Below are 15,210 nucleotides of genomic sequence, written 5' to 3'. Positions count from 1 at the left end.
GCTCGTTTTTATTCTTAACTTATATTGTCTTGTATCCACTCAGCCAGATAGTGAATGCTCATTTGACCGTCACAAAATACCTTGTCTTCAAACAATCGTTGATGCAGATCAATATTGGTATCGATACCTGTGATTTGCGCCTCTGATAAGGCGGCTTGCATTTTTATTATCGCCTGTTCTCTTGAATGGTCGTGCACACATATTTTGGCCACCAAGCTGTCATAAGAGGGCGGCACGATATAGTTTGACTCGATATAACTGTCTACTCTAATCCCAAATCCTGCGGGCATATGACAATAGTCTATACGTCCTGCATTGGGCAAAAACGTGTTGGCATTTTCAGCATTGATACGGCATTCAAAAGCGTGTCCAGTGATTTTGATATCGCTTTGCTTGTGCGCAAGCAGCAACCCCGCAGCCACTCTTATTTGCTCTTGAACAATATCCACACCCGTTATCATCTCGGTAATGGTGTGCTCTACCTGAACTCGGGTGTTCATCTCGATAAAAAAGAACTCGCCATTTTCGTATAAAAACTCAAATGTGCCCGCCCCTCTATATTGCATTTTTTGGCACGCTGTTACGCAAGCCTGCCCGATCTGTTGACGCTGCGCTTCGGTAATGCCAGGTGCCGGCGCTTCTTCAATGACTTTTTGATGGCGACGTTGCATAGAGCAATCACGCTCACCTAAGTAGATAGCGTTACCATGCGTGTCAGACAGTACTTGTATCTCAATATGGCGAGGTGCTTGTAAATATTTTTCGAGATAAACGATTGAGCTGCCAAAATTGGCTTTGGCTTCTGTTTGCGTCATAGCAATAGCGGAGAGTAAATTGGCTTCTTTTTCGACCACTCGCATACCACGACCTCCACCACCGCTAGCTGCCTTGATGATTACTGGATAGCCGACGTCTTTGGCAATCTTGATGACTTGCTCCGAGTCGGTAGGCAATGCACCCTCGGAGCCCGGTACACAGGGCACGCCAGCCATCGTCATCTGTTCTTTTGCAGCGACCTTATCACCCATTTTTCTAATATTGTCTGCGGTTGGGCCAATAAATATCAGCCCTGACTCTTCAATCAAAGCCGCAAAATCCGCATTTTCGGACAAAAAACCATAGCCTGGATGAATGGCTTGTGCACCTGTTATTTTGGCGGCAGAGACGATCGCTCTTTGATTGAGATAGCTGTTTGTGGCATTGGCAGGGCCGATACATACTTTTTCGTCGGCTAAGCGTACTGGCAGTGAGTCTTGGTCAGCTTCAGAATGCGCAATGACGGTTTGAATACCTAACTGTTTGCAAGCTCGGATAATACGTAGAGCAATCTCGCCACGATTGGCAATTAAGATTTTTGAGAACATGTCTGTTTTCCTAAAAATTATGATGTCAAATACAGTATTTATGCGGTGTTATGGACACGGTATTGCTTGACCTTAACTGTTTGGCGCTATCATAAATAAAGGCTGCTCATACTCTACGACATCACCTTCTTCTACCAAAATCTCTTTAAGCGTACCGCTCGTTTCTGCTTTGACCTCATACATCATTTTCATGGCTTCAATGATGCATAGTGTCTGCCCCGCCTCTATCTGATCACCGACTTTAAAAAAAGGCTCGGCTGTCGGTTCTGGGCGTAGATAAAAAGTGCCGAGCATTGGGGCGGTTACGTTATTCTCTGCGTTCTCAGTGGCTACTGTTTCATCAGTTGTATCAGAGCTTATTGTTTCATTATTGGTAATGGTTTTCTGAGCAGATACGCTTGCTGTCTGCTGCTCTGATGTGGACACTTTACTAGTAGAATTGCGCGTGCTGCTGTTGTCATTGTGATTGTCATCGGCCTGACAAACGATAGAGATACGCGTATCGCCATCGGTCAGTTCTAAAGATTTTATGTCTGAGCCTTCTGCCAGTTTTATGAGCTTTTCTAAATCCGTGAAGTTAATATTCATACGATTGATTATTCCGTTAAAGTAAAAATGGGCAATTATTTTTTGAAATGACTGATTTAGTTTGAAGTGATTATTGATTAAGACGTTATATATAACGGTCTGTAGCGAATGGCGTAAGCAAATTATAGAACTGCCAAATCCTCATCTTTGGGATCGCAGATAAACATATAGCCCGGCGCGTGCGTGATCATAAGCTCGGGCTTACTGGTCATGGCGATACTTTGCGGCGTGACACCGCACGCCCAAAACACAGGAACTTCGCCGTCTTTTATGATGGATGGATCACCAAAGTCGGGAGAATGAATGTCTTTTATACCGATTAAGCTTGGATCGCCTACATGGATGGGTGCGCCATGCACTTGAGGAAACCGAGAAGTGGCCTGTACCGCCCTTGTGATCATCTGATAAGGTATCGGACGCATGCTTACCACCATCTTTCCATGGAACTGACCTGCAGGCTCAGTGTCTATATTGGTGAGATACATCGGCACATTGTGATTGTCTTCTATGTGCCTGATAGGAATGGAGGCGTTTAATAATACAGACTCAAAAGAAAAGCTACACCCTAAAAGAAAACAAACCAGATCATCTCTCCAGTACTCTTTTAAGTCTGATACCTCGTCTACTAACTCACCATATTTATATATACGATATTTTGGCACTTCAGACTTTAGGTCTGCGCCTTTTGCCATGAGACGTGGCTCCGAGCTACCAATATCCGTCACGTCTAGTACGGGACAAGATTTTGGATTTCTTTGGGCAAATAATAAAAAATCATATGCCAGACTTTTAGGAACGATGACGACATTTGCTTGAATGTGACCTGTACACATACCAGATGTGGGCTGGTTGATTTGGTTTTTTCCGATTAATTCTCTTACCTGCTCTGGAGTCATATTCGCTAAATCCAGCATGATGATAGCCTCTTCTTTTTTATCATTTTTATTAGACGAAAATCTTTTTAAATCAGATTAAGGTCTCTGACATGGCATTGTTTTATGTCTTGATAAACGCATTATCGTTATTTGAAGTTAACAGAATGGTTTTTAGATTACAATGCGCCATCGACTCTTACTCTCTTTCATACAACCAAGCATATTTGATTCATGAAGTTTAAGTGTATGAATCTACTCTAAATAATATTGGATAAAAAAACTTAATATTTTTTGCCATCGCTGTCAGTTGTGTGGTAGGTCCACCAAAGAGTTCAATCATTATGATTAAATAACGTGCTCATGTGAGAGTATCTTGACGACACCTGATAAACGCTCTATTTTATAGGTGTCATGCTCCATTAAAATCAGTATCACGCTCCATTAAGATTGGCTTTATACGATACCTATCAGCATATATAACAACCACACTTTGAAAAAACTGCCGTTATAACAGTACGGCTATTTTGCTAACCAATTTGATAAAAGGGCTAAGGATGATTATAGATAACGACGTATTACGAGAACGCATCAGCTTACTGGCTTCGTTCCTCGGTGACGCGATTGCTCGCCAGACTGGAGAGCAAACCATCAATACCATTGAGACACTGCGAAAAGGATTTATCCAGCAGCGACGCGCACCTAATGACACCCATAAGCAGCAACTTATCGACTTTATCGCCTCTTTAGACAATCAAACCTTAAAAAACGTCATCCGCAGTTTTTCTATTTATTTTTTCTTAGCCAATCTAAGTGAAGAAAACTACTTACGAGAGCAACGTCAGGCACTGCGGGCGCAATCTGAGCAAAGCTGGGAGGGGTCGTTTCGTCGCACTTTACTTGAGTGCCGTGAACGAAATATTGAACCTGAGCAAATGCAGGAACTCATTGAGCAATTAACATTCATTCCTGTCTTTACCGCGCATCCTACTGAGGCACGCCGCCGCACGACGATGAATATATTGCAGAGTCTGTTTACCCATAGTAATGCGTTAAATAATTTTGCTGAAAACAGCTTCTCGTACGAGCAAGCCAAAGCGCAAACCGCGCAAACGATCGATCTACTCTGGTCATCTGATGAGGTACGTACCCGTAAGCCATTGGTTTATGATGAGATAAATAACGGTCTGCATTATTTTAATGCCAGCTTATTTAATGCCATTCCCAAGGTTTATCGCAATATGAAAGCCGCTATTGTCGATATCTATCCAGAATTAATCGACTACCCGTTACCTGCCTTTATGAGCTTTGGTTCTTGGATCGGTGGCGATAGAGATGGCAATCCATTTGTGACGTTTGAGACCACAGAACTTGCGGTTCTCATGCATGCCGATACCGTACTACGCCACTACCAAGTGCTGCTAAAGAAACTGCGCCGCCAGCTGATTCATAGCGACACCATCGTGACGGTTGCGCCCGAAGTCTATGACAAAATTAGCAGCTATGCCGAACTTGATCAGCGCGTGTTTGATTACAATCTTGATGATTATGGCAACGAGCCTTACCGCCGATTACTCTCTTTGATTCTGAACAAAGTCAAAGCCACCAATCAACTGATTCAAAGTAAAGGGGATGACAGCAACGCCAAAAAAGACGCTTATACCAACCCGCAAGAACTGCTAGAAGATCTGCGCATCATTCGTCAAAGCGTCAATACTCATGACACCGCACATGGCGAAGGCTTATTGCTTGATATGATTCGTCTGGTCAAAACCTGTGGTTTTCATTTGGCGGCGCTCGATATTCGCCAAGAATCATCCTATCATGGTGAAGTCATTGCGGATATTTTTGCTAGCGCCTCAAATTTGCCTGACTATCACACGCTCACTGAAACAGAGCGTCAAGAGTGGCTGACGCGCTTGCTCGAGAAACCTGGTACCCCGCTAATTTATACAGATAACTTGACGGATAAAACCCGCGAACAATTGGCATTGATGAACTCAGTGGCGACATTGCGCAAACTGGTGGGGCAAGACACCTTTGGCAGCTACGTTATTTCGATGACCAACAACGCCAGCCAAATACTAGAAGTGCTGCTGCTCATGCGCTTTGCAGGCTTATGCAGAGTTGATGACGAGGGGCATTTATCCGCTGATTTGCCAGTTGCGCCTTTGTTTGAGACGATTGAAGATCTGAAAAACATCGATCAGATTTTACCGGCTGTTTTAGACAATCCTCTGTACCGAGAGCTGCTGAAGCATTCAGATAATACGCAAGAAATCATGCTGGGATATTCAGACTCCTCAAAAGATGGCGGTATCATTACCTCGGCATGGCAGCTTTATAGTGCGCAACAAACCATTGATCGTATTGCCAAAACATATGGCATCAAAACGCGATTGTTCCATGGGCGCGGCGGCTCTGTCAGTCGCGGCGGTGGCTCAACACACAATGCCATTGCCGCTCAGCCAGCTGGTACGCTGCATGGTCAAATCAAAGTAACGGAGCAAGGCGAAGTGCTTTATGCCAAATACGCCAACACCGATACCGCGGTGTTTGAGCTGACCATGGGGATCACAGGTACGCTAAAAGCCTGCTCGTCAAGGTTTGTGGTACAACCTGCTGAACTGCCCAATTATGAGTCGCTTTTTGCGCAGTTAGCAGATGCAGGTGAGCGGCGCTATCGCGAACTGACCGACCATACAGAAGGGTTTTATCAGTTTTACTCACAGGTTACCCCTGTACAAGAAATTTCTTTGTTAAACATTGGCTCACGTCCATCGCATCGCAAAAAAGGCTTGCCAAGCAAAACCACTTTACGAGCGATTCCTTGGGTATTCGGTTGGTCATTAGCCCGCTTTACGTTGCCTGCTTGGTATGGGGTCGGTAGTGCGCTGCATAGTGTGAAAGCAGATGAAGACTTGATGAAAGAGATGAACGCTCATTGGCCGTTTTTTAGCGTGTTTATCAGCAATATCGAGATGGCATTTACCAAGTCTGAGATGAGTATCGCGCAAGCTTACAGCCAATTGTGCGACGATGAGGCCTTGCGTGATAAGATTATGACAGCGGTTATTGAGGAGCACGAGCTGACTTATTCAGGCTTAAATTCTTTACTTGAGCAAAAGTCTTTATTATCAAATCAGCACAATCTTGCCGCTTCCCTGCAATGGCGAAATGCGTATTTAGATCCCATTAATTATATACAGATTGAGCTGTTAAAACGTGCCAGACAAAAAGGCGATGAGCAAAGCCATGAAAGTGACAAGAGCAATATTGATGTTGAAGACCCATTAATCCGTAGCATCAATGCTCTAGCAGCAGGTTTACGCAATACAGGTTAATGACTATAACGCCTTACAGATTAAGGTATCAAAAAACCCTTGTAGCATAGTGCTGACAAGGGTTTATTTATTATTGCATGTTGAAAACGGTTGCAAACAAGCTATCAAGCCTTTGGTATATAAATCAAGTAGTGACTACAGTTTTCTACCGTCTCATGTATTAGCTTTACTTTTTCTCAATAAACAGTGCTCAGCAAACATCTTATTAGGCAGAAGACTTGTATGAAATATGACTGGCACAGTTGAGAATTTGAGGAGATACTGCTATAAAGCCTATTTATCTTATTGAAACAGTAAAAGCTGAATAATAAGAGTAAATACCAAGGTTCAATAATGATCAAACCCCTAGTTGTCACAACAGCCTGTGTAGCATTCATGCTAACGGCATGCACCAAAGAACAAAATACCAATTCTGTAGTATCGGATACCAATAATGCTATCGAACAGCAAGAGACAATCCGCATCGCAGCGGCAGCCAATCTGTCAGATGTATTGCCCGAGATCATTGCAGGATATAAAGCCGACAAAAACCTGACCAATCAGGAGATTGAAGTTACCTACGCTTCTTCAGGTAAGCTATATGCTCAGATTACCTCTGGCGCCCCTTATGATATATTTTTGGCAGCAAACCAAGCGTTTCCTGATAAACTTGTCAAAGAAAAATCGAATAGCGCGTTGTCTAGTGACAAGGCTATGTCACAACCCTTCACTTATACCCAAGGTCAGCTGGCACTTTATAGCGTTAATAAGTCTTTAGATGGGTTTGATCCGACAAGCCTAAACGACTTACTGACGACTAGAGCAAACACAAAAGTCACTATTGCCAATCCAGCACTTGCACCTTATGGCGAATCGGCAAAATCTTATTTGCAATCGCAAAACCTCTACAACACGCTCACTGAACAAAAACGCCTTATACAAGCTGAAAATATTGGGCAGGCATTTCAGTATGCTCATACAGGCAGTGTCGATTATGGGTTTGTTGCCCAGTCACAGCTGACCGCAATCAAAGCGACGCCCGACCAGTTTTATACTCTACCGCCGGAATCATACCCGCCTATTCTGCAAGACGGTATAGTTATCAGTGATTCATCTATAGCGATCGATTTCTCAAATTATTTACGCTCAAGTGCTGGACAGCAGTACTTTTCTAACGCAGGATATCTCGCTATAGAATAGCAAAGCTCAATACTAAAAAACGGCATGACATAAAGTCGCCGTCATGTCGCTTCTAGCCGTCGTCTTACTTTCTGTTATTTATCAATAGTCACAAAAGGAAAATACCGTGTTGCCCTCTCAGTCAATCGTTGAACCCATACCCCACCTCAATAAGGCACAAAACCTTGCTTTAAAAAGCCTTATGATTATGGGCTATCTAGAAGGGACTTCTTTTTTATTACTGCTAGGCATCGCCATGCCTTTGAAATACATGATGGACATTCCAGAGGCTGTGACATATGTCGGTATGGCACACGGTATGTTATTTGTGGCTTATATCGTTGTACTAATTGCGACTGCAATGAGAATAAAAATGCCTATTTGGGCCATACCTGCAGGCGTTATTGGCTCGTTCTTGCCATTTGGACCATTTATATTTGACTACGTACTCAAAAAGCACTTAAAGCAAGCACGAGTTTAACGCTCGCTCTATTACGAATGATGCCATGATACACACTGGCATCATCCGTAGTGATTGCGCACTTACCTTCAACACTTTAAATGCCTCTGTCTCTGTACGCTACTGATGCCGAGCACGCAAAAAATGATACTAGCCTCTTTGTATTGTACAATTTTTCAAGTGCACGGATTTTAAATAAATGTCGCGACCTTAAAGATGGCTTATCAGTATCCATGCCCCGATGACAACCAACATGACACCGCCAAATGCTTCGGCTTTATGACCAATCAGTGAACCAAGCGCCTTACCTAGCATCACACCTAACGTGACCATGATGGCAGTCGCCAAACCGATCAAACCTGCTGCCAAGAAAATATTGACTTCAATAAATGCCAAGCTGACACCAATGGCCATTGCATCAATACTAGTGCCAAAGGCTGTGAGCGCCAGTTTAAAAAAAGAATGCTGTGATGGTGCTTCTTGTTCTTCATCACTAGGTTTCAGTCCTGCATACAACATATGCAATCCCAAGCCTGCCAGAATGACGAAGGCTACCCAATGATCCCACGCCTCAATAAAAGACGCATCTATAAAAGTAGTGGCAGAACGACCAATCAACCAGCCAATAATAGGCGTGACAGCTTCAATGGAGCCAAAAATAAGGCCCATTCTCAAAGCTTCGGTAAAACGTGGGTTTTTGAGACTTGCTCCTTTACTAATGGCCACAGAAAAGGCATCAGTAGACATAGAAAAAGCAAGTAAAAGAAGAGCGATAGGGTTCATTTTGATTTTCTCGGTCGAGTATAGAGTCCACGACATACCCACACTCTCGACCTGCAGTGTGTATATATCGATGGTCTCGCCAACCGAGAGGTGTTCACACCATGGCATGTGGCCAAGTATGTTGATGTGAACGCTTTCGTAGGACGAAAGCAGGCTACTCCCCAAAGAGTGGTTAGGTTAACATTAATATGTTATAAGTCAATAATAAATTGCCAGATAGAACGGCAAATCTGCGTATGTTGTTTTGTATTAATAGGATTGATATCGCAACAATATGCTATTACGCTATTATGCTATTTAGGTAAGCGATATGAAGTTTGTCTTTAGGAGTATGACCATGTTTGATTCTCATAACCGACTATTATCCAAAAAAGTGACGTCACTATTATTCTCAGCTTGCCTTGTGGGCGGCGTACAACTGCTTACAGGCTGCGAGTCACAATCCTCACCTGCTGATGATAGCGAAGCCCAAGCTGATGAAAACACAACATCAGCGCAAACGGACACGCCAGTCCCTGTTGCTGATAGTAATGATGAAACTGTCGCAGAACAAGAGCCGATTGGTGCCGAAACAAGTCCTGCCGATGACCAAGTGGTAAGTCCATCTGGCTACCAAAAGCTGGGCTTTGGACAAGTCGTGACCCCTGCGCTTTTGGCAGACTTAGGATTGACCAAACAAGAGAGTGATAACGAGCAGTGCTATTATGTGAGCGATTCAAAACAATACTATATGGATCAAGCTTACGGCAAACGCGCCTCTGTCCTATATCAAGTAATAGATGGCAAAGTAGCACTGATTACGATTCGAGATCCCAAAACACCGTTCTATACGGGCGTACATGTCGGTGATACGGCAACATCGGTCATGAGTGCTCATGATGACAGTCTCACCTATGCCGTTGATAAATACGCGGTTGAAGGTGATTATTACAATTTGACTGCGAACGTCAACTTTGTTGTAACCAATAACAACGATGTAGGCGCACTTTTAAAGCAAGAAGATATCAAGCTGAACGATGCAAATGATACCTTGCCTATTCAAATTGAGTATCATATTAAGGGTGGTCAGAAGCTCAGTAACAACATCATTAGTGAGACTGAGTGGACGGTAGACAATAAGCGTGCGTTAAAAGGTGAGGTAGAGAGTATCGATATCGGTATTCCAGAGGCTATTTATTTGGTCGAGGGCTGTTCTTAATTACTTTTAAGCGTTTCGGACATAAACGACAAAGAACCCAGATAAACACTGGATTCTTTGTCTGCTGCTATGATGTTTTAGAATCACTGCTTCTTGGCATCATGGTTATGCCTTATCAATCATATCAATGACTCATCCTATCATTGACCAATGGCACTTTCTAAAATCGTATACGCTGCTTTGACTCGTTCTGTATTCGGATAGTTCTTGTTGGCTAAAATGACGATGCCTGTTTTTTTCGCAGGTACATATGCAATATAAGCGCCAAATCCATTTGTCGATCCTGTTTTATTGACCCATACATCATCGCGTACAGGCGCTGGTGGCTCATTCACTTGGATGGGCTGAGGTTTTAAAATAGTGTCTGTTGAATTGCCTTCCAAAAGCGTTGCCAATGTGGTCGGTAGAGGATACATCTCCCACGCAAGCCCTTGTGTGAACGAGCTGGTACGATAGTAACCCTTTCTGTTGTTATCTAGTGCTTGCTGTATCTGATTGTCCAGAGGCAGTAGCCCCATATTCATAGCCAGATACCGTGTCATATCGGCACTGGTCGATTTGATACCGTACGCTTCTGCATCCAGCATACCGGGATTGACCCTGATTGGCTCATCTGACTTATTATAGCCAAACGCGTAATTGCCCATCTTATCAGCAGGCACATTCACAAAAGTATTGCTCATACTTAGTGAAGGCAATACTTTGTTTTCCATTAGTTCAGTGTAGTCCGTGTCCATACTCAGCGCAGCTATATACCCAAACAATCCGATACTGGCATTAGAATACAAACGGGTGGAATTGACAGGAAACTCAGGTTGCCAAGACTTGTAGTATCGCATTAACGTTTTATGGTCTTCGATACTCTCAGGTACTTGTAGCGGTAACCCACCGGCACTATAGGTTCCTAAATTGATGAGTTTTGTGTTGCCAATCGCGCTGTTTTTTAGGTAAGGAATATATTTGTCTGCTGTATCATTTAGCGCCAATGTGCCGTTTAACTCGGCATAGCTGGCAAGTGTAGCAGTAAAGGTTTTACTCACCGAACCCAATTCAAAGATAGTGTCCTCTGATACAGGCTTATTGCGCTGTGTATCGGCCAACCCATAGTTATAAAAGTGTGATTTGCCATCAATGATTACGCCAAACGCCATGCCTGGGATATTATGCGACACCATCAACTGTTTGGCTTGCTCATCAACTTTACTCTTTAAACACGCATCAGAGCATGCTGCTTGAGCCGTTTCAGAGATGAATAATGTTGCAGCCAGTAGACTAAATACTAGACTGGTTAGAGGTTTTTGAGATGATATTTTCATTGGATATTTACCGACACTCTCTATGAATAACAAAAGGAAAATGAGAGTTAAAGGTAGCAGCTTTGACACTCATTTATCACTCTATTTTTTGCAATTTATATTTTTAAACAAGTATCTGCTTAGCGCTAATGCAAAAATAGTAATGAATGGCCTCAAACTTTCAAATAACGACATACTGTAAAGAAAATCAGACAGCAATGCGTATATGGTTTGCTACAGTATCAGCCGATAATTTGGACTGGGTGCTAGGAATGTGCCTTGAGCGTCGATCACCGCATTCAACCGTCATAATAAGCACAATGATAAGCACATGATTTAGTGCTCTATCAGCCCCAATAAAGGAATAGGCTATCCATGATTGCTCTTATTGAACAATACCCTCAGCTAATCAGCTTGGGTATTGTGCTTATTTTAACGATGGCATTGTTATGGCTGATACAGCATCTCATGATTCGCTATGGTAAGCGCCTATTAGGATTCATATCGCGCAGTGAGCTTTGGTTGCGCAGACATATCGTGCGCCTGCCATTGATGGTACGTCTACAGGACAAATATCCAGCAACGTTTGGATTTATCGCACAGCGCTTTTCCCGTGGTCACTTTTCGGGCTTGATACTCACCGTTTTGACACTTTTAAATATATATATTTTGGCGCTGTTTGCAGGCTTGGTCGAAGATATCGTGGAGGCGGACTCTATTGTGACCACCGATCTGTTTGTGTCGCAGCATATGAGCGTGCTACAAGACTCAAGCATCGTGCCTGCATTTATTTTTGTCACGAGCTTAGGCTCTACGCCAATCACTTGCTTAATCATCCTACTGACCGCAATCCTCTGCACGGCGATACGCCAGCCTTATATTTTGGTCGGTCTGCTAATCTCAACCATCGGCAGTACCACTTTTACGTTTTTGAGCAAGATGGCTTTTCAGCGGTCGCGACCGATCGATATTTTGCTGATGGAACATACTTACTCTTTTCCCAGCGGTCATGCGACCATCAGTATTGCGCTGTATGGGTTTTTGGCTTATATGGCGATTCGCTTTAGCACTCACTTCGTCCGCCAAGTGCGAATATTATCGCTCACTATTTTATTGTGTTTGCTTATTGGACTGAGCCGAATTGTATTAAATGAGCATTATCTCAGCGATATCATGGGTGGATTTTTGGTGGGTATATTATGGCTGACGATTGCCATTAGTATGACAGAGTGGCTGACCGCCCGAGGTAAAATCAACTGGCGCATCATATGGTCAGCGTCTCAGCGATATATGGTGTGGTTCAGTGTTATCGCAGTCCTTATCGCTACGTTTATTTATGCCAATATGTATCAGTTTCCGCTGCTTGGGTAGTGGTGGAGACTGAGATGATTAAAGCTTATCATCTAATGATTTTATTAAAAATGATCACAACCGATATCTACATATAGCAATTAACAGATTTAACCATAGGCACTAAGTATAGGTACTAAGCATCATAATATTTTGGCTCATTTAATCTCAACACAGCAAGCACTTGAGCCAATACATCAAAGATGCGCGTATCAGTCGACTGCGCGATATTAAAGCGTATAGTATGCTCAATAATTTCCTACTAAGTAATCCTGTCACATTCAGTAAAAACACCACAAAAAAAGCGCCATCCGAATAGATGGCGCTTTTTGGTTTTCTTCCCTGATTCTAATCTACTAAACCAGTTTTGAACAAATATATCGCTTATAGATTTGGATTCACGATGATTTTTACCGCAGACTCATTGTTGTGAATCAGCGTTTCAAAGCCTTCTGAAATCAAATCATCCAACTTGATGCGCTGAGTAATAAATGGCTCAAGATCAACCAAACCATCTTCGACCAGCTTGATGGTGTCTTTATGGTTGTTCACATAGCCGATGGTGCCGCGAATATCTAGCTCTTTCATCACTACGCTATGGACGTTGATGGAGGCTGGATGACTCCAAATAGAGACAATCACTACCACGCCAGCAGGTTTGGTCAGCTCAACCAATGAGTCGAGCACCGCGTTGACACTGGTACATTCAAACGCCACGTCCGCGCCGCGATTGTCCGTGATTTTCATCACCTCTTCTTTTAAATCGACTTCGGTAGGGTCTAAGATATAATCGGCAACCCCACTTTCGCGGGCTTTGTCTTTACGCTTGGCGCTCAGCTCAGTCAAGATGACGGTCAAACCTTTGGCTTTTAATACCGAAGCCAGTAACAGACCAATGGGGCCACCGCCGCCGACCAGTGCCACATCACCCGCCTGCGCACCACTACGGACAAAGGCATGATAGCCGACAGATAATGGCTCAATAAGAGCTGCTTGGTCCAAGGGAATATCATTTGAGATAGGATGTACCCAGCGACGTTTGACCGCGATTTTTTCAGATAAGCCGCCGCCGCGTCCACCCAAACCAATAAAATTCATGTTTTTTGATAAATGATAGTTCTCTCCTTCGGCGGTAGAAACATCATCAGCAATGATATATGGCTCAACTACCACATGTTGCCCAACTTCAATATCATCAACGCCTTCACCGACTTCATATACTACTCCTGAGAACTCGTGCCCCATTGTGATGGGCGCAGACTCTCCCGAGATAGGATGCGGATGACCACACGGCGGAATAAAGATAGGGCCTTCCATAAACTCATGCAAATCCGTGCCGCAAATACCGCACCATGCCACGTCGATACCCACAGTACCCGGCTCAACGGTAGGTTCTGGGATATCTTCGATACGGATGTCACCTTTGTCATAAAAACGTGCCGCTTTCATATCATACTCCTTTGATGAGTGTACACAACGAGGGTTGATCGATAACGTAATGCCCAGATGAAAGTTGGGCTGTTAACTCTACAACTATACGCCGTTGCTGGTCAAAAGTAACGCTAATAAAGACGCTTGGCCCTACTACTAATATCAGTCACTATCTGCTGTTACATGGCTGTGTTGAATCATCTACTAACCATTTGTAATCTATAAAACTATCATGAAAAATCCGAGAGAGATGGTAAAAGATAAATCACTGTCAAAACAATCAAACAGTAAAGGTGATAAGTTTTCAATGTTGCCAAACTTTTGGTTGCATATCTTCTTTATTACGCCTAGTATTTCGCCCCTGAAATAATTCTACTTCTCAAAATAGAGCCTTAGCAGAGACTTCTATTTACAACAAATAAGGACTTATTATGTCAACCAATTCAATCACAATTCTTGACGGCGGTATGGGGCGAGAATTGGCAAAACGCGGTGCACCATTCCGTCAACCAGAATGGTCAGCGCTCGCTATGATAGAAGCACCCGACGTCGTCCGTGATGTACACCGTGCATTTATCCAAAGTGGCGCCGGAGTCATCACCACCAATAGCTATGCGCTCGTACCGTTTCATATTGGCGATGAACGTTTTGTCAATCAAGCTCAGGATCTGGCCACCTCAGCAGGCGAGATGGCGCGTGCGGCAGTCGAACTTGAAGGCACAGATACTAAGGTAGCTGGCTCTATCCCGCCACTATTCGGCTCATACCGTGCCGACTTGTTTGATGCGGAGCACGTAGAAGATATCGCAACCCCGCTTATCAAAGGTCTGGCTCCTCATGTAGACTTTTGGCTGGCCGAAACCCAAAGCTTGATTGCTGAAGCGGTGGCTATTCGAGAGTTACTCACCACGTTAGATACAAACAATAAGCCACTTTGGGTGTCATTTACGCTGGAGGACAGTGAGCATCTTGATGTACCACGCTTGCGCTCAGGCGAAACGGTAGAAGAAGCCGTCGCCACTCTAGCAGATCTCAATGTAGAAGCGATCTTGTTTAACTGCTGTCAGCCAGAAGTAATCGACCAAGCACTTGATGTGGCGCAAAGCATTTTGCAGGACAAAGGTGCTTCGCAGATCCAACTTGGTGCTTATGCCAATGCCTTCCCGCCGCAGCCAAAAGACGCCACTGCCAACGATGGCCTAGATGAAGTACGTGATGACTTAACGCCACCCGCCTATCTGACATGGGCACAAAAATGGCAAACCCAAGGCGCATCACTGATTGGCGGCTGCTGCGGTATTGGTCCTGAGCATATTCAGGAATTAAGTCAGCATTTTACAGATACTTCGACAAAATAGAGATAGCAC

12 protein-coding genes and 1 riboswitch are annotated in these 15,210 nt (G+C 43.7%); of the genes, 6 read left to right on the top strand and 6 right to left on the bottom strand.

Annotated elements, in window-relative coordinates:
* Positions 1 to 14: 14 nt before the first annotated feature.
* The 3 genes from accC to A3K91_RS06345 all read right to left on the bottom strand — a co-directional run bounded on the left by accC (position 15) and on the right by A3K91_RS06345 (position 2,866).
* Positions 15 to 1,364 carry an acetyl-CoA carboxylase biotin carboxylase subunit gene (gene accC, locus A3K91_RS06355; RefSeq protein ID WP_062844511.1) on the bottom strand — a complete coding sequence of 450 codons (1,350 nt, stop codon included), beginning with the start codon at positions 1,362 to 1,364 and terminating at the stop codon, positions 15 to 17.
* A gap of 72 nt (positions 1,365 to 1,436) precedes the next feature.
* Positions 1,437 to 1,952 carry an acetyl-CoA carboxylase biotin carboxyl carrier protein gene (accB, locus tag A3K91_RS06350; RefSeq protein ID WP_062844510.1) on the bottom strand — a complete coding sequence of 172 codons (516 nt, stop codon included), beginning with the start codon at positions 1,950 to 1,952 and terminating at the stop codon, positions 1,437 to 1,439.
* 122 nt (positions 1,953 to 2,074) lie between these two features.
* Entirely contained in the window at positions 2,075 to 2,866 is a 792-nt protein-coding gene (locus tag A3K91_RS06345) for a putative hydro-lyase (RefSeq protein WP_062844509.1), read from the bottom strand.
* Positions 2,867 to 3,381: 515 nt separating this feature from the next.
* Between A3K91_RS06345 and ppc the strand changes: the two genes are divergently transcribed.
* From ppc to A3K91_RS06330, 3 genes are all read left to right on the top strand, one after another.
* On the top strand, positions 3,382 to 6,168 hold the full coding sequence (gene ppc, locus A3K91_RS06340; RefSeq protein ID WP_062844508.1) for a phosphoenolpyruvate carboxylase: 2,787 nt from the start codon (positions 3,382 to 3,384) through the stop codon (positions 6,166 to 6,168).
* A 333-nt stretch (positions 6,169 to 6,501) separates the two neighbouring features.
* Entirely contained in the window at positions 6,502 to 7,347 is an 846-nt protein-coding gene (modA, locus tag A3K91_RS06335) for a molybdate ABC transporter substrate-binding protein (protein WP_062844507.1), read from the top strand.
* Positions 7,348 to 7,528: 181 nt separating this feature from the next.
* Positions 7,529 to 7,807, top strand: coding sequence for a DUF3817 domain-containing protein (locus A3K91_RS06330; RefSeq protein ID WP_084387388.1), 279 nt, complete (start codon positions 7,529 to 7,531; stop codon positions 7,805 to 7,807).
* Between the two features lie 189 nt (positions 7,808 to 7,996).
* Here A3K91_RS06330 and A3K91_RS06325 read toward each other — a convergent pair whose 3' ends face one another.
* Complete coding sequence (locus tag A3K91_RS06325; protein ID WP_228139928.1) at positions 7,997 to 8,605, bottom strand: manganese efflux pump MntP; 609 nt, start codon at positions 8,603 to 8,605, stop codon at positions 7,997 to 7,999.
* Positions 8,578 to 8,744, bottom strand: a riboswitch (yybP-ykoY riboswitch). Its footprint overlaps the gene before it by 28 nt.
* Before the next feature lie 162 nt (positions 8,745 to 8,906).
* Here A3K91_RS06325 and A3K91_RS06320 point away from each other — a divergent pair.
* Entirely contained in the window at positions 8,907 to 9,767 is an 861-nt protein-coding gene (locus A3K91_RS06320; protein WP_062844505.1) for a hypothetical protein, read from the top strand.
* A gap of 140 nt (positions 9,768 to 9,907) precedes the next feature.
* On the opposite strand, the gene ampC is transcribed toward A3K91_RS06320, so the two are convergent.
* Complete coding sequence (ampC, locus tag A3K91_RS06315; protein ID WP_084387280.1) at positions 9,908 to 11,083, bottom strand: class C beta-lactamase; 1,176 nt, start codon at positions 11,081 to 11,083, stop codon at positions 9,908 to 9,910.
* Between the two features lie 354 nt (positions 11,084 to 11,437).
* On the opposite strand from ampC, the gene A3K91_RS06310 reads away from it, so the two are divergent.
* On the top strand, positions 11,438 to 12,433 hold the full coding sequence (locus A3K91_RS06310; RefSeq protein WP_062844504.1) for a phosphatase PAP2 family protein: 996 nt from the start codon (positions 11,438 to 11,440) through the stop codon (positions 12,431 to 12,433).
* Between the two features lie 363 nt (positions 12,434 to 12,796).
* On the opposite strand, the gene A3K91_RS06305 is transcribed toward A3K91_RS06310, so the two are convergent.
* Entirely contained in the window at positions 12,797 to 13,861 is a 1,065-nt protein-coding gene (locus tag A3K91_RS06305; protein WP_062844503.1) for a 2,3-butanediol dehydrogenase, read from the bottom strand.
* A 428-nt stretch (positions 13,862 to 14,289) separates the two neighbouring features.
* On the opposite strand from A3K91_RS06305, the gene A3K91_RS06300 reads away from it, so the two are divergent.
* Entirely contained in the window at positions 14,290 to 15,201 is a 912-nt protein-coding gene (locus A3K91_RS06300) for a homocysteine S-methyltransferase family protein (RefSeq protein ID WP_228139944.1), read from the top strand.
* The last annotated feature ends 9 nt before the right edge of the window (positions 15,202 to 15,210 follow it).

It is taken from the genome of Psychrobacter alimentarius, assembly GCF_001606025.1.
Classification (GTDB): domain Bacteria; phylum Pseudomonadota; class Gammaproteobacteria; order Pseudomonadales; family Moraxellaceae; genus Psychrobacter; species Psychrobacter alimentarius.
Note: the sequence above shows the minus strand (reverse complement) of the source record. Positions and strands in the feature narration are given on the sequence as shown.

Excerpts from the sequence above, each read along its gene's own strand:
- accB (WP_062844510.1), bottom strand. The coding sequence starts at position 1,952 with ATGAATATTAACTTCACGGATTTAGAAAAGCTCATAAAACTGGCAGAA.
- A3K91_RS06305 (WP_062844503.1), bottom strand. The coding sequence starts at position 13,861 with ATGAAAGCGGCACGTTTTTATGACAAAGGTGACATCCGTATCGAAGAT.
- A3K91_RS06325 (WP_228139928.1), bottom strand. The coding sequence starts at position 8,605 with ATGTCGTGGACTCTATACTCGACCGAGAAAATCAAAATGAACCCTATC.
- ppc (WP_062844508.1), top strand. The coding sequence starts at position 3,382 with ATGATTATAGATAACGACGTATTACGAGAACGCATCAGCTTACTGGCT.
- accC (WP_062844511.1), bottom strand. The coding sequence starts at position 1,364 with ATGTTCTCAAAAATCTTAATTGCCAATCGTGGCGAGATTGCTCTACGT.
- A3K91_RS06320 (WP_062844505.1), top strand. The coding sequence starts at position 8,907 with ATGTTTGATTCTCATAACCGACTATTATCCAAAAAAGTGACGTCACTA.
- A3K91_RS06345 (WP_062844509.1), bottom strand. The coding sequence starts at position 2,866 with ATGCTGGATTTAGCGAATATGACTCCAGAGCAGGTAAGAGAATTAATC.
- A3K91_RS06330 (WP_084387388.1), top strand. The coding sequence starts at position 7,529 with ATGATTATGGGCTATCTAGAAGGGACTTCTTTTTTATTACTGCTAGGC.
- modA (WP_062844507.1), top strand. The coding sequence starts at position 6,502 with ATGATCAAACCCCTAGTTGTCACAACAGCCTGTGTAGCATTCATGCTA.
- A3K91_RS06310 (WP_062844504.1), top strand. The coding sequence starts at position 11,438 with ATGATTGCTCTTATTGAACAATACCCTCAGCTAATCAGCTTGGGTATT.
- ampC (WP_084387280.1), bottom strand. The coding sequence starts at position 11,083 with ATGAAAATATCATCTCAAAAACCTCTAACCAGTCTAGTATTTAGTCTA.